Annotated in this window: 27 protein-coding genes and 1 other RNA gene; 19 read left to right on the forward strand and 9 right to left on the reverse strand. The window is 59.0% G+C overall.

The window, feature by feature from the left end:
- Positions 1-43 precede the first annotated feature (43 nt).
- Both ACXAGD_RS11740 and rpmG read right to left on the reverse strand, forming a co-directional pair.
- Positions 44-526 carry a hypothetical protein gene (locus ACXAGD_RS11740; RefSeq protein ID WP_475210811.1) on the reverse strand — a complete coding sequence of 161 codons (483 nt, stop codon included), beginning with the start codon at positions 524-526 and terminating at the stop codon, positions 44-46.
- 230 nt (positions 527-756) lie between these two features.
- The gene (rpmG, locus tag ACXAGD_RS11745; RefSeq protein ID WP_037309480.1) at positions 757-924 is read right to left on the reverse strand and encodes a 50S ribosomal protein L33; all 168 of its coding nucleotides are present in this window, start codon (positions 922-924) and stop codon (positions 757-759) included.
- 507 nt (positions 925-1,431) lie between these two features.
- Between rpmG and ACXAGD_RS11750 the strand changes: the two genes are divergently transcribed.
- Positions 1,432-1,764 carry a GYD domain-containing protein gene (locus ACXAGD_RS11750; RefSeq protein ID WP_475210813.1) on the forward strand — a complete coding sequence of 111 codons (333 nt, stop codon included), beginning with the start codon at positions 1,432-1,434 and terminating at the stop codon, positions 1,762-1,764.
- Between the two features lie 8 nt (positions 1,765-1,772).
- On the opposite strand, the gene rnpB is transcribed toward ACXAGD_RS11750, so the two are convergent.
- From rnpB to gatC, 5 genes are all read right to left on the reverse strand, one after another.
- An RNA gene (rnpB, locus tag ACXAGD_RS11755) (RNase P RNA component class A) lies at positions 1,773-2,170 on the reverse strand.
- Between the two features lie 12 nt (positions 2,171-2,182).
- A complete protein-coding gene (locus ACXAGD_RS11760; protein ID WP_475212580.1) occupies positions 2,183-2,899 on the reverse strand; it encodes an N-acetylmuramoyl-L-alanine amidase in 717 nt (238 codons plus the stop codon).
- Positions 2,892-3,605, reverse strand: coding sequence for a hypothetical protein (locus tag ACXAGD_RS11765; protein WP_475210815.1), 714 nt, complete (start codon positions 3,603-3,605; stop codon positions 2,892-2,894). Before ACXAGD_RS11765 ends, ACXAGD_RS11760 begins: the two co-directional genes overlap by 8 nt.
- A 40-nt stretch (positions 3,606-3,645) precedes the next feature.
- On the reverse strand, positions 3,646-5,133 hold the full coding sequence (gatA, locus tag ACXAGD_RS11770; RefSeq protein WP_475210817.1) for an Asp-tRNA(Asn)/Glu-tRNA(Gln) amidotransferase subunit GatA: 1,488 nt from the start codon (positions 5,131-5,133) through the stop codon (positions 3,646-3,648).
- A gap of 3 nt (positions 5,134-5,136) precedes the next feature.
- A complete protein-coding gene (gatC, locus tag ACXAGD_RS11775; RefSeq protein WP_475210819.1) occupies positions 5,137-5,424 on the reverse strand; it encodes an Asp-tRNA(Asn)/Glu-tRNA(Gln) amidotransferase subunit GatC in 288 nt (95 codons plus the stop codon).
- Between the two features lie 228 nt (positions 5,425-5,652).
- Between gatC and ACXAGD_RS11780 the strand changes: the two genes are divergently transcribed.
- Together ACXAGD_RS11780 and ACXAGD_RS11785 are read left to right on the forward strand one after the other, a co-directional pair.
- Complete coding sequence (locus ACXAGD_RS11780) at positions 5,653-5,811, forward strand: hypothetical protein (protein WP_170441001.1); 159 nt, start codon at positions 5,653-5,655, stop codon at positions 5,809-5,811.
- 145 nt (positions 5,812-5,956) lie between these two features.
- Positions 5,957-6,520: a DUF4202 domain-containing protein gene (locus ACXAGD_RS11785; protein WP_475210821.1), complete on the forward strand. Its 564-nt coding sequence runs from the start codon at positions 5,957-5,959 to the stop codon at positions 6,518-6,520.
- Positions 6,521-6,523: 3 nt separating this feature from the next.
- Here the strand turns inward: ACXAGD_RS11785 and ACXAGD_RS11790 are convergent, their stop codons facing one another.
- Entirely contained in the window at positions 6,524-7,180 is a 657-nt protein-coding gene (locus ACXAGD_RS11790) for a ceramidase domain-containing protein (protein WP_475210824.1), read from the reverse strand.
- A gap of 60 nt (positions 7,181-7,240) precedes the next feature.
- On the opposite strand from ACXAGD_RS11790, the gene ACXAGD_RS11795 reads away from it, so the two are divergent.
- Positions 7,241-7,933 carry a metal-dependent hydrolase gene (locus ACXAGD_RS11795; RefSeq protein ID WP_475210827.1) on the forward strand — a complete coding sequence of 231 codons (693 nt, stop codon included), beginning with the start codon at positions 7,241-7,243 and terminating at the stop codon, positions 7,931-7,933.
- On the opposite strand, the gene ACXAGD_RS11800 is transcribed toward ACXAGD_RS11795, so the two are convergent.
- Positions 7,923-8,381 (reverse strand): nucleoside deaminase, encoded by a 459-nt coding sequence (locus ACXAGD_RS11800; RefSeq protein ID WP_475210828.1) that lies wholly within the window; start codon positions 8,379-8,381, stop codon positions 7,923-7,925. The genes ACXAGD_RS11795 and ACXAGD_RS11800 overlap by 11 nt on opposite strands.
- Before the next feature lie 62 nt (positions 8,382-8,443).
- Here ACXAGD_RS11800 and ACXAGD_RS11805 point away from each other — a divergent pair, with 62 nt between their 5' ends.
- The 15 genes from ACXAGD_RS11805 (at position 8,444) to ACXAGD_RS11875 (ending at position 24,835) form a co-directional block, all read left to right on the forward strand.
- Positions 8,444-9,253: a pseudouridine synthase gene (locus ACXAGD_RS11805; protein WP_475210830.1), complete on the forward strand. Its 810-nt coding sequence runs from the start codon at positions 8,444-8,446 to the stop codon at positions 9,251-9,253.
- Between the two features lie 174 nt (positions 9,254-9,427).
- On the forward strand, positions 9,428-10,342 hold the full coding sequence (locus ACXAGD_RS11810) for a 5-bromo-4-chloroindolyl phosphate hydrolysis family protein (RefSeq protein ID WP_475210833.1): 915 nt from the start codon (positions 9,428-9,430) through the stop codon (positions 10,340-10,342).
- A 30-nt stretch (positions 10,343-10,372) separates the two neighbouring features.
- The gene (locus tag ACXAGD_RS11815; protein WP_475210836.1) at positions 10,373-11,563 is read left to right on the forward strand and encodes a toxic anion resistance protein; all 1,191 of its coding nucleotides are present in this window, start codon (positions 10,373-10,375) and stop codon (positions 11,561-11,563) included.
- Positions 11,538-12,533, forward strand: coding sequence for a DUF2927 domain-containing protein (locus ACXAGD_RS11820; RefSeq protein ID WP_475212582.1), 996 nt, complete (start codon positions 11,538-11,540; stop codon positions 12,531-12,533). Before ACXAGD_RS11815 ends, ACXAGD_RS11820 begins: the two co-directional genes overlap by 26 nt.
- Before the next feature lie 21 nt (positions 12,534-12,554).
- Positions 12,555-13,703, forward strand: a complete 1,149-nt coding sequence (locus tag ACXAGD_RS11825) for an SPFH domain-containing protein (RefSeq protein ID WP_475210839.1) — start codon at positions 12,555-12,557, stop codon at positions 13,701-13,703.
- A gap of 3 nt (positions 13,704-13,706) precedes the next feature.
- A complete protein-coding gene (locus tag ACXAGD_RS11830) occupies positions 13,707-14,249 on the forward strand; it encodes a hypothetical protein (protein ID WP_475210841.1) in 543 nt (180 codons plus the stop codon).
- Complete coding sequence (locus ACXAGD_RS11835; RefSeq protein ID WP_475210843.1) at positions 14,246-15,337, forward strand: TFIIB-type zinc finger domain-containing protein; 1,092 nt, start codon at positions 14,246-14,248, stop codon at positions 15,335-15,337. The genes ACXAGD_RS11830 and ACXAGD_RS11835 overlap by 4 nt, the downstream gene beginning before the upstream one ends.
- A gap of 91 nt (positions 15,338-15,428) precedes the next feature.
- Positions 15,429-16,097, forward strand: coding sequence for a nitroreductase (locus ACXAGD_RS11840; RefSeq protein ID WP_475210845.1), 669 nt, complete (start codon positions 15,429-15,431; stop codon positions 16,095-16,097).
- Between the two features lie 25 nt (positions 16,098-16,122).
- Complete coding sequence (gene dtd / locus ACXAGD_RS11845) at positions 16,123-16,560, forward strand: D-aminoacyl-tRNA deacylase (protein ID WP_475210847.1); 438 nt, start codon at positions 16,123-16,125, stop codon at positions 16,558-16,560.
- On the forward strand, positions 16,560-17,663 hold the full coding sequence (locus ACXAGD_RS11850; protein ID WP_475210850.1) for a glycerate kinase type-2 family protein: 1,104 nt from the start codon (positions 16,560-16,562) through the stop codon (positions 17,661-17,663). The genes dtd and ACXAGD_RS11850 overlap by 1 nt, the downstream gene beginning before the upstream one ends.
- A gap of 51 nt (positions 17,664-17,714) precedes the next feature.
- Positions 17,715-19,706, forward strand: coding sequence for a CocE/NonD family hydrolase (locus tag ACXAGD_RS11855; protein WP_475210852.1), 1,992 nt, complete (start codon positions 17,715-17,717; stop codon positions 19,704-19,706).
- A gap of 121 nt (positions 19,707-19,827) precedes the next feature.
- Positions 19,828-21,414 carry an ABC transporter substrate-binding protein gene (locus ACXAGD_RS11860; RefSeq protein ID WP_475210855.1) on the forward strand — a complete coding sequence of 529 codons (1,587 nt, stop codon included), beginning with the start codon at positions 19,828-19,830 and terminating at the stop codon, positions 21,412-21,414.
- Positions 21,415-21,429: 15 nt separating this feature from the next.
- A complete protein-coding gene (locus tag ACXAGD_RS11865; protein ID WP_475210858.1) occupies positions 21,430-22,386 on the forward strand; it encodes an ABC transporter permease in 957 nt (318 codons plus the stop codon).
- A complete protein-coding gene (locus tag ACXAGD_RS11870; RefSeq protein WP_475210860.1) occupies positions 22,386-23,201 on the forward strand; it encodes an ABC transporter permease in 816 nt (271 codons plus the stop codon). Before ACXAGD_RS11865 ends, ACXAGD_RS11870 begins: the two co-directional genes overlap by 1 nt.
- Positions 23,198-24,835 (forward strand): ABC transporter ATP-binding protein, encoded by a 1,638-nt coding sequence (locus tag ACXAGD_RS11875; protein ID WP_475210863.1) that lies wholly within the window; start codon positions 23,198-23,200, stop codon positions 24,833-24,835. Before ACXAGD_RS11870 ends, ACXAGD_RS11875 begins: the two co-directional genes overlap by 4 nt.
- The last annotated feature ends 56 nt before the right edge of the window (positions 24,836-24,891 follow it).

Consider the following 24,891-nt stretch of genomic DNA (forward strand, 5'->3'; position numbering starts at 1 on the left):
GTCCAATCGGCGGGGCCTTTGCTATACTTTGTGACAGGTTCGGTCAGCTGCAGTTCAGTGCCACTGCAAACCCCGAACTGCGCTCGGAAGAGCCTTTGCGGTACACGTCCCCCGCTGGCAAGCAGCCGGTGAATTGCTCCGCATCGCGGCCAAAGGTTGCGCCGACTGCGTTGTCCACGCGGGTGCTGTTGTTCGCGGTACGCAGAACACCGTACAGCGTGCCGTTCACTCGAACCGTGCTTAGGAACAGGTTGGTGTCGGAGCCGGTCAGAACCACCGCGTCAGTGTCGCTGCGTCCGCCATTGTCGATTGCAACACGCGCCACTTTCTCAGGGTCGGTCTGATCGCGGACCACGGGCACCGCAGGCAGGACGGCCAGTTCAGCCGGTACATTCGTTGCCGGCGGCAGGAAAGCGGCTGCACCCGGCACGTCCGAGATTGAACGGGGTTCACCATCGATTCCCGTGAACCCGACTCCTTCGCGGTTATAGGGGTCTTCGCAGGCTGCAAGGGCCAAGACGGTCATTGTGGATAACAAGATTTTTTTCATGACGGCCAACATTTTGGAACGGTTTGTTGAAGCGTAGGGGCAACCCCCTGCAAAAAGCAACCCACTGCGGACCCGATTGCCCTGCCCGCTGATGCTTCGTTGCAACGGCGTGATACGCCTTGAAGCTCCTCACCCGGAAGCACCCACAACAAAAAAGGGTTCTGCCGTGGCAGAACCCATTGAAACTGTCCAAGTTGGATGGCAGATTACTTAATCTTGCCTTCCTTGTACTCGACATGCTTCCGAACGACCGGATCGTATTTACGAATGGTCATTTTCTCGGTCATGGTGCGCGCGTTTTTTTTGGTCACGTAGAAGTGGCCCGTGCCCGCGGTCGAGTTCAGACGGATCTTGATTGTCGTCGGCTTCGCCATGGTTATCTCCTGCGTCCGAAAAGGCAGGGGCCTTTCGGTTGAATTCCTATGAGCGTGCGCTTTTACCCGGTCGCGCGGCTGAGTCAACCGGATTCCGCCCGTAAAGCGCACAATTCCTACATGTAAGCCCCGCGCTGATTTGGTAGGCTCACGGTTCTGTGATATGGTCGCGCGATTATACCCAAGAAAAGAAGCCAACATCAGGCTCGGACCCCGAGGCGCCACAATCAGGTGAGATGCTCTGCCAGCAGAGGTTTTGATCACTTGGGGGGGATCATCACAGTCAAAGACGCCAATGATCTGGCGGCGGGCGCGCCTTCGCCGCGGTCGCTGGGTTACTGCAAACATTCTTCGCATACTCGATGGGCTGGAATTGCAGCCAACACCTGTCCACGGGCTATGCCCGGCTCTCAGCGTGACGTCCCTCGCAATGAGCCGATACACGCAAGAAGGCTAAGGGATCGGCCTGATTATAGGTCCCGCATCAACTTTCAACAGGAGGTAGTCATGCCCATTTTCATTACCTACGCGTCCTATTCGCAGGATGGAGTAAAGGGAATGCTGAAGAAACCTGCGGACCGCACAGCGCCTGTCAGGGCTTTGCTAAAAAAGGTCGGCGGTAAGCTTTTGGGTTTCTATATGACGACAGGCAGCAACGACGTGGTTGTCATTAGCGAAGCCCCGGACGGTACGGACGCCGTAGCGGTTGGCATGGCAGTCGCCGCATCGGGCGCGGTGTCGAAAGTTGAAACGGTACGTGCTTGGAAGGCGAAAGACTTTGTCGCCGTTACCAAGAAAGCCGCAAAATTGACCGGAGCCTATGCGCCACCGGGCAAGTGATGGGAAATACGCGCGGAGGGCCTGTAAGCCGGATCTTGTTCCGGGGTTACCCCCTTCGATGACCATTCCTCTAGGCCGTGCATTGCTGCGCGGCTCAAGCTGCCAACCCGGTCCCTCTCGGCCAAGACGCGCTTAGCGGTGGTATCGGCTGACGCCGACCTTCCCGCGCGGGGACCCTATTTGGCATTGCTCCCGGTGGGGCTTGCCGTGCCGCCCCTGTTGCCAGCGGCGCGGTGGGCTCTTACCCCACCGTTTCACCCTTACCCTGGACCGAAGTCGCGGGCGGTCTGATTTCTGTGGCGCTTTCCGTCGGGTTGCCCCGCCCGGGCGTTACCCGGCACCGTTGTCTTGTGGAGTCCGGACTTTCCTCTCGGGCTTGCACCCCAGCGGCCATCCGGCCCTCCGCGCAGAATGTCGGTTAAACTTCTGCTCGGATACCGTCAAGACGTTCCATCAAACCGGCCAGCCTTTCGATATCGCCCATATCTTTTCTGGACAATGGCCCGTGTCTGGTCGGCGCAAATCGGATTCTGAATGCCCTAAGCAAGTCAGCTATGGGTGCGTCCGGATAGCCGGCTCTTTTTGCAACAAACGTAAAATGACCGTCATGTGGCGGCATTTCATCAAGGCAAATTCCTTTCAGGACCGTTGGCCCCATCGCAAGCTTATGACGCGCGAGGCGATCCCAATCGAATCTAGGGCCAGGATCCTGTTTCCGATCAGGCGCCATGTCTGAATGTCCGATCACGCGCCAAGGTTTGATTCCGTGACGCTCAAGCAATCCTGAAAGAAGCCTTTCAAGAGCTGCCATCTGCGGCTCGGAAAACGGAACTGAACCAGAGTTATCAAGTTCGATCCCGATCGAACGTGAATTGATATCACTCCAGCCCCGCCAGCTTCCAGCCCCTGCGTGCCACGCACGGTCTTCGTCCCGCACCATCTGCCACACGGTTCCGTCACGACCGATAAGATAATGCGCAGAAACTTCAGCCTCGGGATCGCACAGGCGATCCAGTGCCGCCTGCGCGCTGTCCATCGCAGTGTAGTGGATGACCACCAAAGATGGCTTCAGCCCATCCCTTCGTTCACCGAAGTTAGGCGATGGGTGCCAGATGAGTGTTGGTGGCTCAGTTATTGACAGCACTGCGGAACGGGCTCGGGTCCCAGCCGCAGGCGTAGCCGTCACCATCCGGATCCAGCCCCTTGCGGTCCCGCTGGGGTCCGCCATTGGAGAGGAACTCGATCTGGGCCTGATCCGGAGACGGGAAGCGCGCGCAATTGCGTTGCGCCTTGGCTTGCAGGTTCAACCCGGCGCGGCTGTAGAGCTGGGTTCCCACCGGGTTCGAGGTGTTCAGTGCGTATTGCACGATATTGGGCTGGCCGTCCGACCCACGCGCCGGAACGGCGGTCGGTGCAACGACCTCGTAGGTCTGACGGTTCTGTTCAATCCGCGCTGCGTCGGATTCGATGGTTCGGCGATCCGAAACCGCGTCAAAATCCTGTTCATCAGAGATTCCGTTGTTGATCGGATCTTCAACCGTTGACGCAGGCGGAACATATGTGGGTTGGCCGGATGTATTGGCCAAAGCTGCAGCTGTTGCCGAGGCCAAGTCAGCATTCTCGCCAGTTGGCAGCGGAGCGCCAGTCCCTGGTGCGCCAAGCTGCTGTTCCGACACCTCAACCGGGCCAAGCAGCGGGTTCCCGGTGTAGCCCTGCCCCGCCAATTGCGCCTCACGCTGCGCCTGATATGAAGGCGTGTTGAAATCCGTGCCACCTACAGGGGCCACCGTGTTACAGGCGGCCACCAATCCGATTGCGGGGATCAGAAGCATAAAGCGCATACAGCTGCTCCGTCTTGCGTTGTCTTGCCTGATCTGAGGATTACCACCATTTGCCTGGCTTGGCCACAAACCCGGCGGCGCTTTCCAGCGCATAGGCTGTGTTCAGCAGGTCACCCTCTTCCCACGGACGTCCGATCAGTTGCAAACCCAGCGGCAGACCCTGCTTATCAAGACCAGCAGGCACCGATACGCCGGGCAAGCCAGCCAGGTTAACCGTCACGGTAAAGACGTCGTTTAGGTACATCTGAACCGGGTCGGCTTCGGTCATCTCGCCCAAGCCAAACGACGCCGATGGCGTGGCCGGGGTCAGGATCGCATCAACGCCTGCTGCGAAGACATCTTCGAAGTCTTTCTTGATGAGGGTCCGGACGCGACGCGCGCGGTTGTAATAGGCATCGTAGAAACCTGCGGACAGCACATAGGTGCCAACCATGACGCGGCGCTGCACTTCATGGCCAAAGCCCTCGGCGCGGGTTTTTTCGTACATTTCGGTGATGCCGTCGCCCTGCGCCAAGGTCGCGCGGCGACCATAGCGGACACCGTCGTAACGGGCGAGGTTCGAAGACGCCTCGGCCGGAGCAATTACGTAATACGCGGGCAGCGCGTATTTGGTGTGCGGAAGCGAGATATCGACGATCTCAGCCCCCGCGGCTTTCAGCATCTCAGCACCGTCTGCCCAGAGCTTTTCGATCTCGGCGGGCATACCGTCCATGCGGTATTCTTTTGGAATACCAATCTTTTTGCCTTTGATGTCGCCAGTCAGCATCGCCTCGAAGTTCGGGACGGCCAGTTCGGCACTGGTGGAATCCTTGGGGTCGTGGCCGCACATGGTTTCCAGCATGATCGCCGCGTCGCGCACGTTCTTGGTCATCGGACCGGCCTGATCCAGCGAGGATGCAAAGGCCACGATGCCCCAGCGCGAGCAACGGCCATAGGTCGGCTTGATGCCGGTAATGCCAGTGAAGGCGGCAGGCTGGCGGATCGAACCACCGGTATCGGTACCGGTCGCGGCCAGACACAGGTCGGCAGCCACAGCCGAAGCCGAACCACCAGACGAACCACCCGGTGTCAGTTGCGCGTCATCATTGCCACGACGCCACGGGCTGACCGCGTTGCCATAGACGGATGTCTCGTTGGACGAGCCCATCGCGAATTCGTCCATGTTCAACTTACCCAGCATCACGGCACCGGCATCAGCCAGTTGCTGAGAAACAGTGGATTCGTATTCAGGCTTGAACCCTTCCAGAATTTTTGAGGCCGCCTGCGAGGGCACGCCCTTGGTGCAGAACAGATCCTTGATACCAATCGGCAGGCCACACATCGACGGCGCGTCGCCACCCTTGATCCGCTCATCCGCTGCCTTGGCGCGCTCCAGCGCGATCTCGGGCGTCTTGTGCACGAATGCGTTCAGCGCGTCGGCCTCATCAATTGCCTTCAGGCAGGATTCGGTCAGTTCAACCGAAGTTACTTCACCCTTACGCAGCGCATCGCGGGCCTCGGCCAGGCCCAGTTTGTTCAGATCGCTCATGTCTTACTCCACCACTTTGGGGACTGCGAAAAAGCCTTCGCGCGCGTCGGGGGCATTGGCCAGAACCTTGTCCTGCTGGTTTCCGTCGGTGACCACGTCCTCACGACGTTTCAAGCGCATAGGCTCGACCGAGACCATAGGCTCGACGCCTTCGACATCCACTTCGTTCAGTTGCTCAATGAAACCAAGGATGGTGTTGAACTCAGACGCCAGCGCAGGCAGCGCGTCATCCTCGATCTTGATCCGGGCCAGTTTGGCCACCTTGGCGGCAGTGCTTTGGTCAATCGACATCGGAAAACCTCATATGCGTTAGGGGGCGTTTACCCGTCTGAGGTCCGGGTCGCAAGACCGCCAAGGGGCCGATCCGCCCCGTTTCGATCTGCGCACGTCAACTGCCATTCAATTTTGCATATCCCCTATACGCAAAAGTAAACCGATTAGTTCATTTTCATCATTGAAAAAGTGAACCGAACTGTTCATTTCAAATTGTACGGCACAGCCACTAACCGGAGAAAGACAATGAAAACGTTCATGACTGCATTTGTACTGGCCACCACAGTTCTTGCCGCCCAGGCTCAGGCCTTTGGCCCCACCATGAACACCCTGACGCGCGATCTGACATTCCCCGAAACCGTCTCGCAGCCCGTCACGCAGGACCAGACTAAACTGGGTAAATGACATGACCCCCTGTCCGGGTCGGGCATTCGACGTCCGGCCCGGAAAAACTGCAATTGACTGCTGCGCTTGCTGCGTCCAATCGCTAGGGTGATCAAAGTGATCCGCCGGACCAAACATCGGGTTCGGCAAGCCAACGGAGCGGAAGATGAGCGCGCGCAAACAAGCAGTTCTGGACGCAATTGATGCGGCCAACACCCAAGACCCCAACCTTGATGACGGCCAGCCGGTCGAGCTGCTGTACGGCCAGCGCATGAGCGCCGAGTTAGACCGGCTTTTCCCAGACGCCTCGGACGTGCTGCAGATCGCCGCCCGGGGCCAGCATGTTGAGCGCTGGAAACTGGCACGGAGTGAATATCCCGAGGGCCGCGCTGGGTATCTGGCCTGGCGCAAGGCGCAGGGCGTCCACCACGCAGAAGTTGTCATGAAGATGATGGAACAGGCCGGTTATAGCGCGGATGAGGTCGAAGCCGCCGGGCGGATGCTGCGCAAACAGGGTATCAAGCGGGACGACGAAGTGCAGGCGCTGGAAGATGTAATCTGTTTCGTTTTCCTCAAATGGTACTTCGCGCCCTTCGCCGGTAAACACTCCGCCGAGAAAATCCAGAGCATCGTCGAAAAGACAGCCCGCAAGATGTCGGCCGAGGGCCGCGCACGGGTTCTTTCTGAATTTAACCTTCCCGAGCATCTGGCCGCGGCGTTCCAGGTCTGAATGTCAGGCCTTAGACACACGGACCATGTGCCTGCGATAGACCTCGATCATCCATCCCAGCATGGTGGCGTTAAGGATGTGCCACATGAAATGCGTGCCCAGCGGAAGTTGGCCGCAAAGGGGCTCGTCCAGCGCGCGAAAGGTGATCGAGGCGATCAGGATTACCGCACCGATCGCAAGGCCGCGCGCTGTGTCGGGTACGCGATTGCGCAGCAGAAAGGCATAGATCAGAATCAGCAGCGGTACCGGCGCATATGCCGATGACCCGCCAAGCCCGGGAATTAACTGGAACAGAGGGATCGTAGCTGCAGCATAGGGGATGAACAGGACGGTGATGATCAGAGCGTAGACCGGCTGCATGTGCCAGACATCGCGATTAATCGCGAAGATATAGACCAGAATATACAGCAAGATTGGCGCCACATCCGCCATTGCCGCCCAAACCTGTGCGTGGGTGTGGAACAAATAGCTGCCGGTTCCGATGGCGGCCAATATAACCACAAGCGCCATCGCCAACTGCAACCCCTGCCCCCTTACGCGCCGCCACATGATGAACGCGGCAATCAAAAACGCCGCGTTTGTCACCGCGTTGATCGGCTCGGCCCAATAGGCGGGCGACAGGCGCTCGCAATATCCGTCAATTTCCTGAAACCAGTCCATGAACTTTTACATAACCGATGCTAGGCTGATGCCAAGAGCTTGTTTTGGGAGGACGTTTTCATGAATATCATTTGGCTGGGCCACGGCAGTTTCCGCATCGAAACCGATGGGCAAGTTTTGCTGATCGACCCCTGGCTAACGGGCAACCCGGTCCTGTCTGAAGATCATCACGACAACGCTCTGGACGGGGCTACGCATATCCTTCTGACACACACGCATTTCGATCACGTGGCAGATGTGGTGTCACTGGCCAAGCACCTTAATATACCCGTCGTCGGCCAATACGACCTGATGGGTTATTGGAGCGAGGCAGAAGGGCTTGAGACCATCGGCTTCAACAAAGGCGGCACCGTGAACCTGAACGGCGTTAAGGTGACGATGGTTCCGGCCTCTCACAGCTCGACCTTCTCAACACCCGACGGGTTGCGCACCGGGGGCAGTGAGGTTGGCTTCATGATCGCGTCAGAGGGCCATATGCTCTACGTCTCGGGTGACACTGATATCATGGCGGATATGGAGTGGATGGGGGATTACTATAAACCCGATATCGGCATCCTGTCGGCAGGTGGGCATTTCACCATGGACATGCAGGCAACGGCCTATGCAGCAAAGCGGTATTTTAACTTCAAAACGGTGATTCCCTGCCATTACAAGACCTTCCCGATTCTGGAACAATCTGCTCAGGCGCTGATAGATGGGTTGCCGGGGGTGGATGTGATCGAACCGGAACTGATGCAGCCGATCACTCTTTAGGATCGCGGCGCGCCGCGAAGAAGTCTTTCAACAGTTCGGCGGCTTCCTGCCCCGCGATACCGTCGTAGATCTCGGGGACATGGTGCGCCTGTTTGTGGGTGAATACCCGTGCACCATGGGCCACCCCGCCGGATTTCGGATCGGCCGCCCCGTAATAAATGCGCCGGATTCGCGCCGCGGCCAATGCCGCGGCGCACATCGCGCAGGGTTCCAGCGTGACATAGAGGTCATGGTCCGGCAGTCGCTCGGACCCAGCCTCGGCGCAGGCGGCTCGCAGGGCCAGGATCTCGGCATGGGCGGTGGGATCGTTCAACTCGCGCGTACGGTTGCCTGCCGCGGCCACCACCCGGTCGCCATGCACGATAACGGCACCCACCGGCACCTCTCCGCGTTCTGCGGCAGCGCGCGCTTCAACCAACGCCTTGTCCATATGCGATCTGAACACCATGGCCCCTGACTGCATCAGAAACCTGTCTTTCGCAAGCGGGCGGGATGCGCTATGGGCTGCGGATGACCAAAACCCCTCCTCCCGGCGACCGGATCGCCAAAGTGCTTGCCCGCGCGGGCGTTGCCTCGCGGCGTGAAGCGGAGCGCATGATCGAAGCCGGTCGTGTGACTGTGAACGGCAAGACCATCGACAGCCCAGCGTTGAACGTCACCGGCAAAGACAGGATCACCGTTGATGGCAAACCGGTGTCTGAACCCGAACCCTCGCGCCTGTGGCTGTACCACAAGCCGCCCGGACTGGTGACGACGACGCGCGACGAAAAAGGCCGCGCGACCATCTTTGACAATCTGCCCGAGGGCATGCCCCGCGTCATGAGCGTAGGTCGGCTCGACCTGAACTCGGAAGGGTTGCTGCTGCTGACCAATGATGGCGGCATCAAGCGCAAGCTCGAATTGCCCTCGACCGGGTGGCTGCGCAAATACCGCGTACGGGTGAACGGGCGCCCCAAGGACGAGGACTTCGCCCCCCTGCGCAAGGGCCTGGTGATCGACGGCGAGCGTTTCTTACCGATGGAAGTCTCGTTGGATCGCCAGCAAGGCGCAAACGCCTGGCTGACCATCGGCCTGCGCGAAGGCAAGAACCGCGAAATTCGCCGCGCGATGGAGGATATCGGCTATGCCGTGAACCGCCTGCTGCGTGTATCCTACGGCCCTTTTCAACTGGGCAGCCTGAAGTCCGGCGAAGTCGAGGAAATCCGTCGCCGCGTGATGCGGGATCAACTGGGACTGGACGCGGAACCTGAAACCAAGCCGAAACGTCCCGCACGACCGCAACGAAAACGGGCACCCATCGGCAAGAAAACTCGCAAGTGACGCGGGTTTGGCAACCTTCCCCCTAGCGCCAAGCCCTCGTATCGCCTAAATTTTCCCAGAGCGTTGCTTTTGGGGGGCGTCATGTCAGGGACCGGAGTGCAAAAACTGGCCTACGCGGCCCTTCTGGTGCTGTTGTTCGGCGTCTGCACCGGCGTGCTGGGGGGGCTGTAGCGCATGTCACAGCGGTATGGCGGAAAATTCAGCCCTCAAGGCGGCGGCTCTGACGACGACCAACCCGCACGCGGGCAATTCCACGGCGCACGGGTCGAACCGGCGGGCGCGCGGGTGAATATTCTGTTCCTGCCCGCCATTCCGCTGGTGTTTCTGTCGCTGAACGACGGTGCGATCGGGATGACCATCGGGCTGGTTGCTGCGGGCCTGCTGACCGGTGCCGCCTTTCTGCTGCGCGAGGGCCTGCGCGCCGAGGCCGCCTTTAACGCACGCCGCTCGGCCCGCCGCCCGGCCTTTCCCCGCAAGATTTTCGCAAGCGCTCTGACCGGACTGGGCACCGCGCTGGCCGCGTATCGTTCCGAGTATCTGGACGCCGAGACCGCCGCGCAGGCCAGCCTGCTGGCTCCGATCCTGTTTGGCGTGGTTGCCACGGTGTTGCATTCGGTGTCCTTCGGGCTCGACCCGATGAAGGACAAGGGCATGGAAGGGGTCGATACCTTTCAACAGGACCGCGTCGCCCGTGTGGTTGAAGACGCAGAAACCCATCTGTCCGAGATGACCGACGCCATCAAACGCGCTGGCGATCGCCGGGTCGAGGCACGCGTCGAACGTTTTCAAGACACAGCCCGCGATCTGTTCCGCACGGTCGAGGAAGACCCGCGCGATCTGGCGGGTGCCCGCAAGTACCTGACCGTCTATCTGCAGGGCGCGCGCGATGCGACGGTGAAGTTCGCCGATGTCTATGCCCGCACCCGGGATGCGCAGGCGCTGGCCGACTACACAGCCTTGCTGGACGATCTGGAACAGAATTTCGCGGCTCGCACCCGCAAGATGCTTTTGGATGACCGCAGTGATCTGACGGTTGAAATTGACGTGTTGCGCGAACGCCTGCAACGCGAAGGCGTCCGGTTGGACTGACCGGACAGTTATTTGAGAAAGGATTACCCCATGTCCGATGCGATCAAGAACAAGGCGGTTGAGGCCGAAACACTGGTGCAGGAAGTAACTGCTGTCGCCCTGCCCGAACCTGTGGCCGAAGTTGTCTCTCTGGAGGAGGCCGACGAACCGGTCAGCGCCGAAATCCGCAAGCGGATGGATGAGATCGACATGGAGAACACCAATTCGATCGTGTCCTTCGGGTCGTCCGCTCAGGCCGAGCTGCAGGAAATCAGCCAGGCCATGCTTGCCGATGTGCGCAACAAAGACGTAGGCCCCGCCGGGGACAGCCTGCGCAACATCGTTACCACGATCCGCGGCTTTTCGGTCAGCGAATTGGATGTGCGCCGCGAGCGGAGCTGGTGGGAAAAACTGCTGGGCCGCGCCGCGCCCTTCGCCAAGTTCACCGCGCAATACGAAGAGGTTCAGGGCCAGATCGACCGCATCACGGATGACCTGCTGAGCCATGAACATACGCTGTTGAAAGACATCAAATCGCTGGACCTGCTCTATGAAAAGACGCTGGGTTTCTACGACGAACTGGCGCTTTACATCGCGGCGGGTGAGGAAAAGCTGACCGAGCTGGACAGCCACGACATCCCAGAAAAAGAGGCCGAGGTTCAGGCCGCCCCCGAAGACCAGCAGGTCATGAAAGCGCAGGAGCTGCGCGACATGCGTGCCGCGCGCGATGATCTGGAGCGTCGGGTCCATGACCTGAAACTGACCCGTCAGGTCACAATGCAATCGCTACCGTCGATCCGGCTGGTTCAGGAAAATGACAAATCGCTGGTCACCAAGATCAACTCGACGCTGGTGAACACTGTGCCGCTGTGGGAAACCCAGCTGGCGCAGGCCGTCACCATCCAACGCAGCGCCGAGGCCGCTGCCGCCGTGCGCGACGCAAACGATCTGACCAACGAACTGCTGACCTCGAACGCCGCCAACCTGCGCGATTCGAACAAGATGATCCGCGAGGAAATGGAGCGCGGCGTGTTCGATATCGAAGCGGTCAAACAAGCCAATGCCGACCTGATCGGTACCATCAATGAAAGCCTTGCCATCGCGGACGAAGGCAAAGCCAAACGCGCCGCTGCGGAACAGGAACTGCAGAAGATGGAGGCTGAACTGCGCGACACGCTGGCATCGGCCAAGGCACGTCAGGACGGCATCGGTGACAATGCCGGAACGGCGGTTCCGGGCTGACGGCGGGCTGCGCGTGCGGATATCGGGATATCTGAAACCTCTGTTGGGTTTTGTCGCGCTTTTGGCATTGGCCAACTGCGATGAAACTCTGACGTCTTCGGTTGTCCCACAGCCGCGCCCGGAGACCCCAGCACCTGCACCCAATGCCTATGTACCGCCGTCCGCGGAAAGTCAGGATCTGGCCCGGTTTTATCAGCGGGTCGAGCGCGATTTGGTTACGCGCGGGTTGCTGAGAACGGATGGCGGTGGGCCAGACACGCCCTATGACGCGGACGATCTGGCTAAAAACTTCGACGTTATCGCCTTTGTGAACGAACATTCCGGCAGCAACGCCGCTTTCACGAGCGGCTCCTCCGAGATCAAACTCAGTCGTTGGAAAAGCCCGATCCGCATCATGACCGAATTCGGGCCGAGTGTCGCGCCGCAAAACCGTGTTGCCGACAGTCAGAAAATCGAAAACTACTCTGAACGCCTGCGGAGAACGACCGGACACAACATTCGCTCAGTGGATCGGGACGGCAACTTCATAGTCTTTGTCGCTGGTCTTGATGACACGTCATATGCGCAAAGTCGCCTCAGGGCACTTGTACCCAACATTCCGCAGGACAGGTTGGATTTGCTAAATACGCTGGAGACTCCCTACTATTGCTTTGTCTTCACCTTCGCCAACAGCGGCGATCCCAATACAATCACAAAAGCAGTGGCGTACATCCGCGCAGAGAACCCTGATTTGCTGCGACTGAGCTGCATCCATGAAGAGATCGCTCAGGGGATCGGCCTGCCAAACGACAGCCCGGTTGCGCGCCCCTCGATTTTCAACGACGACGACGAGTTTGCACTACTGACCAGCCATGACGAGAAACTGCTGACAATTCTTTACGATGAACGAATGAAGCCCGGAATTTCAGCAGACGAAGCCCGCCCCGTTGTGCGGATCATTGCGCGCGAATTGATGGGCCAGCAACTCTGAGCCCAAGGAAAGGAGACCCCAATGGGTATTTTCGATTTTCTGACCGGAGAATTTATCGACGTCATTCACTGGGTCGATGACACCCGCGATACCATGGTCTGGCGGTTCGAGCGTGAAGGGCACGCGATCAAATACGGCGCCAAACTTACTGTTCGCGAAGGTCAGGCAGCCGTGTTCGTGCATGAGGGGCAACTGGCGGATGTGTTCACGCCGGGTCTCTATATGCTTGAGACCAACAACATGCCGATCCTGACGACCCTACAGCACTGGGATCACGGCTTTCAGTCTCCATTCAAGTCCGAGATCTATTTCGTCAACACGACGCGGTTTAATGATCTGAAATGGGGCACCAAGAACCCGATCATGCTGCGCGATCCTGAATTCGGGCCGACTCGTATTCGGGCCTTTGGCACGTATACGACCCGAGTCAAAGACCCCGCCAAATTTATGACTGAAATCGTGGGTACCGATGGTGAATTCACCATGGACGAGATCAGCTTTCAGATCCGTAACATCATCGTTCAGGAATTCAGCCGTGTGATCGCCGGGTCCGGCATTCCGGTTCTGGATATGGCCGCCAACACTGCCGATCTGGGCAAACTGATCGCGGCTGAAGTGTCTCCGGTATTGGACAGCTACGGGCTTGAGATGCCCGAATTCTATATCGAGAACATCTCGCTGCCGCCTGCCGTCGAAGCAGCGCTGGACAAACGCACCTCGATGGGGCTGGCAGGTGATCTGGGCAAGTTCACCCAGTATTCCGCAGCCGAGGCGATGACGGCTGCCGCCAACAACCCCGGTCAGGGTGGCGGCATGGGCGCGGGTCTTGGTATGGGCATGGGCATGGCGATGGCCAACCAGATGGCAAACATGGCAGCGGGTCAACCGAGCGGCCCGTGGGGCGGTTCCGCCCCCGCTGCGCCGCAACCGACAGCGCACGCGGCACCGCCGCCTCCTCCGCCGGTAGAGCATGTGTGGCACATTGCAGTTGATGGGCAGACCAGTGGGCCGTTCTCGAAGGCCAAAATGGGCCGTATGGCGACGGACGGAGAGATCACCCGCGACACCCATGTCTGGACCGCAGGTCAGGACGGCTGGAAAAAGGCAGGTGACGTGCAGGAACTGGCGCAGTTGTTCACCATTCTGCCACCGCCTCCGCCGGGGGCCTAGTCGGTGACGGCAAACGCCGACATATCTGCCTATTCGCAAAGAGAGATCAGGCGCGCCGTCAATTTGAGTGCAATTCTCGGGTGGTTTTGCGTGATTGGCGCGCCGATGCTTTTTGATCTTTTCCAAAGCGGATGGGACGCCACTCTGTGGTCTCTATTTCAGTTATTGACCTTATTTGGTGTACCCTCGGCTTTTCGGATTGCATGGATTTTCGTCGCGCCCTCCCTGCGCAAGATGATGCGCAAGCAGGTTACTTTTTTCCGGGCAGCTTATTGGGGGGGAGCGATCAGCACAGGTCTTGTTCTGCTGAGTATTGCAATCGGTCGGCTAAGAGGATGGCATCAATCGCACAACGATAATTTCGATTCTCAAATCGGGGGTGGCGATTTCGTGCGATCTGTTGATGGCATACTGACGCCTTATGGATGGCAGGTTCTGGCCCATAACTCCCTCTTGTTTATTGCCGCTTGCATCTTTGTGGCTGTCGTGATCCGCGCAATCATCGGCCCCGGAAAGCCCGTTCTGCCTGCCGAGGTTCAGCAATGACCGAAGAACACAGATTTCCCTGCGAGCAATGCGGCGCGGATTACCGGTTCAACCCCGGCGATGGCAGTCTGACCTGCGATCACTGCGGGCATTCCGAAGCTATCGGTTCTGGCCCATGGGGCGGTGCCAGTCTGAAAGAGCTGGATTTTGATGCGGCCATCACGGACCGTCTGCCGGACAGCGAAATCGAAGAAACACGTGTTCTGTCCTGCCCCAACTGCGCGGCTCAGGTCGAGTTCGACCCCGCCACGCATGCCGCTGAATGCCCGTTCTGTGCCACGCCTGTGGTCACAGATACCGGGGTAAATCGGCACATCAAACCCAGGGGCGTTCTGCCTTTTGCATTGGATGAACGTGCGGCGCACAAGGCGATGGGGGATTGGCTGGGTCGGTTGTGGTTTGCACCAAACGGGTTGAAAGATTATGCCCGCAAGGGTCGCAAGATGCAGGGTATCTATGTGCCCTACTGGACATTTGATGCAGACACCCAGTCCAGCTATCGCGGTGAACGCGGAACCGTCTACTATGAGACCCGAACCGTCATGCGCGATGGCAAGCGTGTGCAGCAGCAGGTGCCCAAGGTGAGGTGGTCTCCGAAATCCGGGCGGGTGAAGCGGTTCTTTGACGATGTGCTTGTGCTGGCTTCGCAGTCTTTGCCCAAAAGCTACACCGACGCGCTGGAGCCTTGGGACCTTCCGGCTCTGGAGCCTTATCAGCCGGAATACCTCGCGGGGTTTCGGGCCGAGGCCTACACGGTTGAATTGCAGGAAGGCTATACCGAGGCCCGCGGATATATGGCGAGGGTTATCGAACGGGATGTGCGTTTCGACATCGGTGGCGACCGCCAGCGGATACACGCGATCGATACGGATGTGCGGAATGTAACGTTCAAGCATATCCTGCTGCCGGTTTGGATGGCGGCCTACAAGTATCGCGGTCAGACATATCGCTTTGTCGTGAACGGACGTACCGGCCGGGTTCAGGGCGAGCGTCCGTGGTCTGCCATCAAGATCACAATCGCCGTCATTCTGGGTCTGCTCGTGGCCGCTGGCGTCGGGTATCTGATGGCAACCGGCCAACAAGGTTGAAATCGCAGTGATACCCAAAACTGTTAGCGCTTGAACTCCGCTCGATCAGACGCCATTCTGCGCCGCGTCAACGCCGAGCGGGGAGGCCTGTGTGACACTATCCGATCTTACCCAACTGCTGACAGCGCGACATTCCTGCCGGGCCTTTCTTCCTGAACCGGTACCGAAAGATCAGATCAAACAAATCCTCACCAGCGCCACGCGTGTTCCCAGTTGGTGCAATGCCCAGCCTTGGCAGGTAATCCTTACCAGTGGAGAAGAAACCGACCGCTTTCGCATGGCGCTGCAAAAAGAGGCCATAACTGGCGCCCCTGCACCGGACTTGCCTTTTCCGACCTCTTACACTGGCGTCTACCAGGATCGCCGCCGGACGTGCGGCTGGGCCTTGTATGAGGCGGTGGGCGTGGAGCGCGGCGACCGCGCTGCCTCGGCCCGGCAGATGATGGAGAACTTCTCACTGTTCGGCGCACCGCATTGCGCGATCATCACCAGTCCGGCCGAGCTTGGCGCTTATGGTGCGTTGGATTGCGGCGGGTTCGTCACAGCGTTCTCATTGGCCGCACAGGCGCTTGGCGTCGCCACGATCCCACAAGCGGCCGTCGCCACATATAGCCCATTTCTACGCCGCTATTTCGAAATCCCCGAAGATCGGGTGATTTTATGCGCGATTTCCTTTGGCTATGCGGATAATGATCACCCAGCCAACAGCTTTCGCACCGACCGCGCCGATCTGAGTGAGATCGTCGAATGGGTCGGCTAACACACGCATCAAGCGGAGAGTAAACTTGCGCGCAGTCCTACAACGCGTCTCACGCGCCAGCGTTTCGGTGAGCGGTCAGGTCATCGGTCAAACCGGACCGGGGTTGATGATCCTGGTCTGCGCAATGCAAGAAGATGATGAGGCGAAGGCAGACCAACTGGCCGCCAAGGTCTCGAAACTGCGGATCTTTAAGGATGATGCAGGAAAAATGAACCGCTCGGTGAAGGACATTGAAGGGTCGGCGCTGGTGGTCAGTCAGTTTACACTGGCCGCTGATACGTCTCGCGGTAACCGACCGGGCTTTTCCGAAGCCGCGGTGCCGGATGTTGGAAAGCATCTTTATGAGGTATTCGCCCAGCGGCTTGCGGCACATGGCGTGCCCGTCGAAACCGGTGAATTCGGGGCGGATATGACAGTAGAACTGGTCAATGACGGGCCGGTCACGATTTGGGTGGAAAGCTGATGGACAGAAAAGAACAGGCAATTCGCATTTGGCAGGCCGGTGTTGGTGCCGTGGGCGGCCACGCTGCGACCAACAAAGTGCTACACGATGTCCCAGAACCCGATCAGATTTTGGCCGTTGGCAAACCTGCGGCTGCCATGGCGCGCGCCGCGTTGGAACATTTTGGCCCGCGCCCGACGTTGGTTGTCACCAAGGACGACCACGGACGCGACCTGCCGGATCATGTGAAGGTGATCGAGGCGTCTCATCCCGTTCCGGACAACCGCAGCCTTCAGGGCGGTCATGCCCTGCGCGAGGCTGTCGAAGCCATGCAGCCAGGCTCGCATCTGCTGTTGTTGGTGTCTGGCGGGGCATCCTCGCTGGCCGAGGATTTGCTGCCGGGCAAGACGCTGTCCGATCTTGAGCAACTGAACAAACAGCTGCTGGCCCAGGGGCTGGATATCACGGCCATGAATGCCGAGCGCCGCAAGTTGTCCCGGATCAAAGGTGGCGGACTTCTGTCTCATTTCCGTGGGGAAAAGGCGACGGTACTGGCGATCTCGGATGTGCCCGGAGACGACCTGAACGTAATCGGATCGGGGATCGGAGCACTGCCTGACAGCTATGACTTTCAAGCGAGCACACAGATCGTGGCCTCGAATGCACATGCCCGCGCAGCCGCTGTGGACTTGGCACAGAACGAAGGTTTGAATGTGCTCACCAACGAAGAATGCCTGCATGATGACTTTCTGAAAGTTGCCGAAGCGCTGGGTAAGCGAATCCGCGAGATGCCCAGCGGCGTCATGGTCTTTGGCGGAGAGCCTACGGTTGTCCTGCCCGAAAACCCGGGGCGCGGCGGGCGCAATCAAGGATTGGCACTCGCTCTGGCCCGTGAGATTGCAGGGGCTGAAGGGCTTACTGTTGTCGTGGGTGGCACGGATGGAACGGATGGCCCAACAGACGCCGCAGGTGCGATCATCGACGGAACCACATGGGGCGAAGGCGCGGAACAAGCCCTGCTGTACGCGGACAGCGGCAGTTATCTGGATCGCGCGGGCGCATTGCTTGTGACAGGTCCTACAGGAACGAATGTAATGGATCTGCTTGTCGCAATCCGCGGCTGATCTGACGATTTTGACCCAACTTGTTTTGCAAATCCCCCGGACAGTATGGGAATGACGCCGCCTGCCAACGCGCTACGCGATATCGAAGACCTTCCCGACGTTGGCATCGAGATGCCAGATGGCTGTCGCTTGTCTGCGCGCGTCTGGCGTCCGGCGGATGCGACGGAAAGCCCCGTCCCTGCCATTCTGGAATTCCTGCCCTATCGCAAACGCGATGGAACGACTGTGCGTGATGCACTCACTCACCCGTGGTTTGCCGAACGAGGCTATGCCTGCATCCGCGTCGACATGCGCGGCAATGGCGACAGCGAAGGGTTGATGGAGGATGAATACACCCAGCAAGAGTTGGATGATGCCGTCGCGACGATCCATTGGCTGGCGCAGCAACCCTGGTGCACGGGTTCGGTTGGCATGATGGGGATCAGCTGGGGCGGGTTCAATGCGCTACAGGTCGCTGCGCTGCACCCCGAACCGCTAAAGGCGATCATCACCCTGTGCTCCACCGCCGACCGTTACGCGGATGACATCCACTATAAAGGTGGCTGCCTGCTGAATGAGAACCTGGGCTGGGGAGCAACAATGTGGTCGTACTCGTCCCGTCCACCCGATCCCGATTTGCGCTCGAACTGGCGTGAATTGTGGTTGGAGCGGCTGGAACAAGAGCCGTTTCTTCCCTCTGTCTGGCTGCGCCACCAACGGCGGGACGCGTATTGGCAGCACGGCTCTGTCTGCGAAGACTTCAACGCGATTCAGGCGGCGACTCTGGCCATCGGCGGTTGGGGGGATGCCTATAAGAACACCGTGCCATTGTTGGTCGAGCAGCTTAAGGCCCCGGTCAAAGGCATTGTCGGACCTTGGGTGCATAAATACCCTCATTTCGCGGTGCCCGAACCGCGAATCGGTTTCTTGCAGGAAGCCCTGCGTTGGTGGGATCACTGGCTGAAAGGCCTCGACACCGGCGTTGAAAGCGACCCAGACTATCGGGCTTATCTGATGGATGGCGTACGGCCGCAACGCTGGTACAGCGAACGCCCCGGGCGCTGGATCGCCGAAACCGATGGAGCCACATCCCATCTGCGCGGCCTGACGCTAAGCCTGTCGGATGAGGGCCTTGGACAGGACGGTCCGCTGGACACTCGTCTACGGTCGCCACAGACCTGCGGATTGGAGGGTGGAGAATACTGTGCGATCTGGCTAGGTCCCGACATGCCCGGTGATCAGCGCGCGGACGACGCGCTCTCGGCCTGTTTCGATGGCGCACCGCTGGCGGAGGACATGGATATTGTGGGTGCACCGCGCGTTCGCCTGCGCCTGAGCGCAGACAAACCGCAGGCTCAGATTGCGGTGCGGTTGAACCATGTGCATCCGGATGGGGCCTCGACGCGCATAACCTATGGCGTGCTGAACCTGTCGCATCGCGACAGCCACGCGGAGCCAACACCGCTGAAACCCGACACCGCTTACGATGTTACTCTGGACCTGGACCACATCGCCTATCGCGTACCCAAAGGGCACAGGCTGCGGGTTGCAATCTCAAGCGCCTACTGGCCGCTGATCTGGCCCTCACCAGAACGTACCGAACTACACCTGACGCAGGGCGACGTTGCCATACCTCAGCGCCCCGCGACCGATGACGAGTATGCGTTTCAACCGCCCGACTCGGCCCCTGCCCTGGGTCAGACATCCCTGCGCGCACCACAGAATTCGCGGCGGTTGGAAACCGACATGAACTCGGGCGAAACCCACCTAATCATCGAGGACGACTTTGGCCTGGTCACAAACAACGACCATGGTCTGACCCACGGCGGAACAGCCTATGAACGCTGGACAATCCATCCAGACGATCCGCTTTCTGCCCACGGAGTGTGTCGATGGACACAGGAAAATAGGCGGAACGGTATCGACCTGCGCACCGAAACCTCTTGCGAGATGTGGGCTGATGAGGAATTCTTTTACCTCAAAGCCCACTTGAGCGCCTATGAAGGCGACCAATTGGTATCAACCAAACAACTGGAGGATGCCATACCACGTGATCAAATGTGAAATTCGTGGGGTCAACTGTCAGACATTTGTTCTTGCCCGCCTGCCCGAATTCCGCCTACTTTGACTCATGCGTCAATAAAAAGCCCAAAAGGGCAACAATCCAATCAACTGGGAGACCATAATGAACGAACAAATCACTCACATGGCCAAGCAGGTCACCGCCGGCAAGCTGACCCGTCGTGAATTCATGGGGAAAGCAGCGGCTCTGGGTGTTTCTGCAGCAATGGCCAGCACAATGTTTGCAGATGCCGCACGCGCGGCTGGCCCGAAAAAGGGCGGCGATCTGAAGTTCGGCCTGCAGGGCGGCGAATCCACGAACTCACTGGACCCGGCAACCTATGCCAGCTCGGTCCCGTTCCAGAACGGCAAGCAGTTTGGCGACCAACTGGTCGAGGTTGCGCCTGACGGTACAATCGAACCTCGTCTGGCCGAAAGTGTCGAAGGCAGCGCGGATGCCAAGGTCTGGACTTTCAAGCTGCGCCAGGGTGTGGAATTCCACAACGGCAAGACGATGACAAGCGAAGACGTGCTGAAAACCATGCAGCGTCACTCGAACGAGGATTCGAAGTCCGGTGCCCTGGGCATCATGAAGGGCATCGAATCGATGAAAGCCGATGGAGACAACTTCCAGGTCACCCTGTCCGAACCGAACGCCGACCTGCCCTATCTGATGGCTGACTACCACCTAATCATTCAGCCGGATGGCGGCATGGAAGATCCTGGCGCGGGTATCGGCACCGGTCCTTATCAGGTGGAAGTCAACGAACCCGGCGTCCGCCACGTGTACAAGAAGTTTGCCAACCATTGGAATCCGGACTTCGGGAACTTCGACAGCGTCGAAGTAGTTGTCATCAACGATGCAACCGCCCGTACTGCTGCGCTGCAATCCGGTCAGGTTCATGCGATCAACCGGGTGGAGCCGAAGGTGGCTGACCTGCTGGGCCGCGCACCCAACCTGACAGTGCATTCGACCGCTGGCCGTGGCCACTACGTGTTCATCATGCATTGCGACACCGCGCCGTTCGACCAGAACGAACTGCGTCTGGCGCTGAAATATGCAATCAACCGTCAGGAACTGGTCGACAAGGTTCTGCGTGGCTATGGCACCGTGGGCAATGACATGCCCGTAAACGCGGCCTATCCGCTGTTCGACGGCTCGATCCCGCAGCGCGAGTTCAGCATCGAAAAAGCAGCCGAGCACTACAAGAAGTCGGGCCATGATGGTTCGCCGATCATCCTGCGTGTCGCCGATGGCGCCTTCCCCGGTGCGGTAGATGCCGCAGCCCTGTTCCAGCAAACCGCTGCTCAGGCTGGTATCCCGCTGGAAATCAAGCGCGAGCCCAACGATGGCTACTGGTCCGAGGTCTGGAACGTTCAACCCTTCTGCGCGTCCTACTGGGGCGGCCGTCCGGTGCAGGATCAGATGTACTCGACCGCTTATCTGTCGAGCGCAGACTGGAACGACACCCGTTTCAAGGTTCCGGCATTCGACGAGATGCTGTTCCAGGCGCGTGCCGAACTGGACAACGACAAGCGCAAGGACATCTACAGCCAGATGGGCATGATGGTCCGCGACGAGGGCGGCCTGATCTGCCCGATGTTCAACGACTTTGTCGAAGGTGTCAGCAATCAGCTGGAAGGTTGGGAAAGCGATCCGACCCAAGAGATGATGAACGGCAACATGTCCCGCAAGATGTGGTTCGCCTGATAGGAACCACGGATCATGCATCCTATCATCAAACTGGTTTCCCAGCGCCTTGCGCTGGGAATCTTGCTTCTCTTCGGTGCATCGGCTCTGATTTTCGGCCTCACCGAAGCCCTTCCAGGGGATGCGGCGCAAGCCGTCCTTGGCCAATCTGCAACCCCCGAGGCGCTGGAAAACCTGCGCGAGGAAATGGGCCTCAACCGACCCGCCCTGACCCGCTATTTCGAATGGCTGGCTGGTATTTTACAGGGCGATCTGGGTCAGTCTCTTACCAATAAGCTCGACATCGCGGACAGCATCGGCAAGCGACTGGGGAATACCCTTTTCCTGGCTTGTGTCGCCGCCATCGTCTCTGTCCCGCTTGCCATCTTTCTGGGCCTGCTGGCCGTCCGGTTCCGCAATCGCTGGCCGGACAAGCTGATCTCGGCGATCACCCTGACAACAGTTTCGATACCGGAATTCCTGATTGGTTACGTCGTGATCTACTTCATCTCAGTAAAACTGGGCTGGTTTTCATCACTCGCGATGATCAACGACTCGATGTCCTTCGGGCAAAAACTCAACGCAATCGCACTGCCCGCCTTCGTGCTGACGTTGGTGGTTCTGGCACAGATGATGCGGATGACCCGCGCCGCGATCCTGAACCTGATGCAATCAGCCTATATTGAGACGGCCGAACTGAAGGGCCTGTCGAACTTTCAGGTCATTGCACGCCACGCGTTTCCGAACGCGATTTCTCCTATCGTCAACGTCGTAATGCTCAATCTGGCCTATCTGGTCGTTGGTGTCGTCGTTGTTGAGGTGGTGTTCGTCTATCCCGGCATGGGGCAATACCTGGTGGACTCGGTTACCAAACGTGACGTGCCGGTGGTTCTGGCCTGCGGCGTTGTCTTTGCCGCTGTCTATATCGGGCTGAACATGGTGGCCGATATTGTATCGATCCTTGCCAACCCAAGACTGAGGCATCCGAAATGATGAAGAATATTCCTATTTCGGCGATGATCGGTCTGTTTTTCACTGGGCTGTACTTTTTCATCGCCTTCGCGGCGCCGCTGATTGCGCCCTATGGCATGGCCGAAGTGGTCGGTGATGTTTGGGAGCCTTCGAGCGCCGAACACCTTCTGGGAACCGACAACATCGGGCGCGATCTGTTGACCCGTATGATCTATGGTGGTCGTACAACGATCTTCATCGCCGCAGCGGCCACGATCCTCAGCTTTCTCACCGGCACCTCGCTGGGCCTGCTAGCGGCCGTGTTGGGTGGTTGGGCCGATCAGGTTCTCAGCCGTACGGTTGACCTGATTATGTCGATCCCGACACTGATCCTGGCGCTGGTTATTCTGGCAATTGTTCCGGTGACCGTTCCAATCCTGATCCTTGTGATGGGCCTTCTGGACGCCACACGCCCTTACCGCCTGTCACGGTCTGTCGCCGTGGACATCAACGTGATGGACTATGTCGAGGCCGCGAAGCTGCGCGGTGAGGGTCGGCGCTGGATCATCTTCCGTGAGATCCTACCCAACGCTCTATCACCTCTGGTAGCTGAGTTCGGGCTGCGGTTCATCTTCATGGTTCTGTTCATCTCGACCCTGTCGTTCCTGGGTCTTGGCGTTCAGCCGCCGCTGGCGGACTGGGGCGGCATCGTGAAGGAAAACAAGGACGGCATCGTCTATGGCATCGGCGCGGCGCTTTACCCCGCCGTGGCCATCGCGACGCTGGCCATCTCGGTCAACCTCGTTGCCGACTGGGTTCTGAACCGTACCACATCGCTGAAAGGAGGCCGGGGATGAGTGATATCCTTCTCAAGGTCCGCGACCTCAAGATCGGCGCGACCGTCTATCCACCGGGAGAAAAGCCCCACGACATCGAAATCGTGCACGGGGTCAGTTTTGACCTTGAGCGCGGTAAGGTGCTGGGTCTGATCGGAGAGTCCGGTGCTGGTAAATCCACCATCGGTCTGGCCTCGATGGCCTATGGCCGGGGTGGTGTGAAAATCACCGGTGGCGAGGTTTGGGTAAACGGACGCGATATCCTCAAGACGTCTCATGGGGATATCCGCAAGCTGCGCGGGGGGGAGGTCACTTATGTGTCCCAATCCGCCGCTGCGTCGTTCAACCCTGCCAAGAAGATCATGGATCAGGTGGTTGAAGCGGCAGTCGAACAGAAGAAATTCACCCGCAAAGAGGCCGAAGGCCGCGCGCGTGAACTGTTCGCCAAGCTGGGTTTGCCCGATCCGGACAATATTGGCAGTCGCTACCCGCACCAGGTTTCGGGCGGTCAGCTGCAGCGCTGCATGACAGCGCTTGCACTGTGCCCCGAGCCTGATCTGGTGGTGTTCGACGAACCCACGACAGCTTTGGACGTGACCACGCAGATCGACGTTCTGATGGCCATCAAGGAAGCCATCGCAGATACCGGCGTTGCCGCACTCTACATCACCCACGATCTGGCGGTTGTGGCTCAGGTAAGCGACGACATCATGGTTCTGCGAATGGGGAACACGGTCGAATACGGTAACACCGATCAGATCATCAACAACCCGCAGGAAGACTATACCAAGGCACTGGTCTCGGTACGGTCGATTGAGCACGAAGAGAAAAAGCCCACACCGGAACCGGTGCTGAGCGTTGACGGTATCACCGCGCGCTACAAGGGTCTGAATTTCGACGTGCTGCACAACGTCAATGTCGAGCTTCATCCGGGACAGACGCTGGCGGTTGTGGGTGAGTCCGGCTCGGGCAAGTCGACGCTGGCCCGTGTGATCACCGGCCTGCTGCCTCCGCGTGATGGTGAGATCACCTTTAACGGGCGCAAGCTGAGCCCCGATTTGAAGGGCCGTTCGCTGGAAGACTTGCGTGAGCTGCAGATGATCTATCAGATGGCTGACACGGCAATGAACCCGCGTCAGACCGTTGGCACGATCATCGGCCGCCCGTTGGAGTTCTACTTCAACATGCGCGGTGCAGAAAAGCGTAAGCGGGTCATCGAGCTGCTGGATGAGATCGAGCTGGGCGAAAAGTTCATCGACCGCTATCCGGCAGAGCTGTCCGGTGGTCAGAAACAGCGTGTCTGTATCGCCCGATCGCTGGCGGCCAAACCCAAGATGATCATCTGTGATGAGGTCACTTCGGCCCTCGACCCGCTGGTGGCGGACGGTATCCTCAAGCTGTTGCTGGATCTGCAGCAGATCGAGGATGTGGCCTATCTGTTCATTACCCACGATCTGGCGACGGTCCGCGCGATCAGCGACAGCATCGCGGTGATGTATCAGGGCCGTGTGGCGCGCTATGGGTCCAAGAGTGAGGTGCTAACACCGCCGTTCGATGACTATACAGACCTGCTGCTCAGCTCGGTGCCCGAGATGCATCTGGGTTGGCTGGAAGAGGTTGTCGCCCACCGCAAGATGGAGAGCGCGGGGAACTGATCCCCGCCCTCATAAAAGCTTCGAAATCCCGGCATCTGTTACAAACAGGTGTCGGG

Source organism: Ruegeria sp. ABF4_144 (assembly GCF_056160045.1).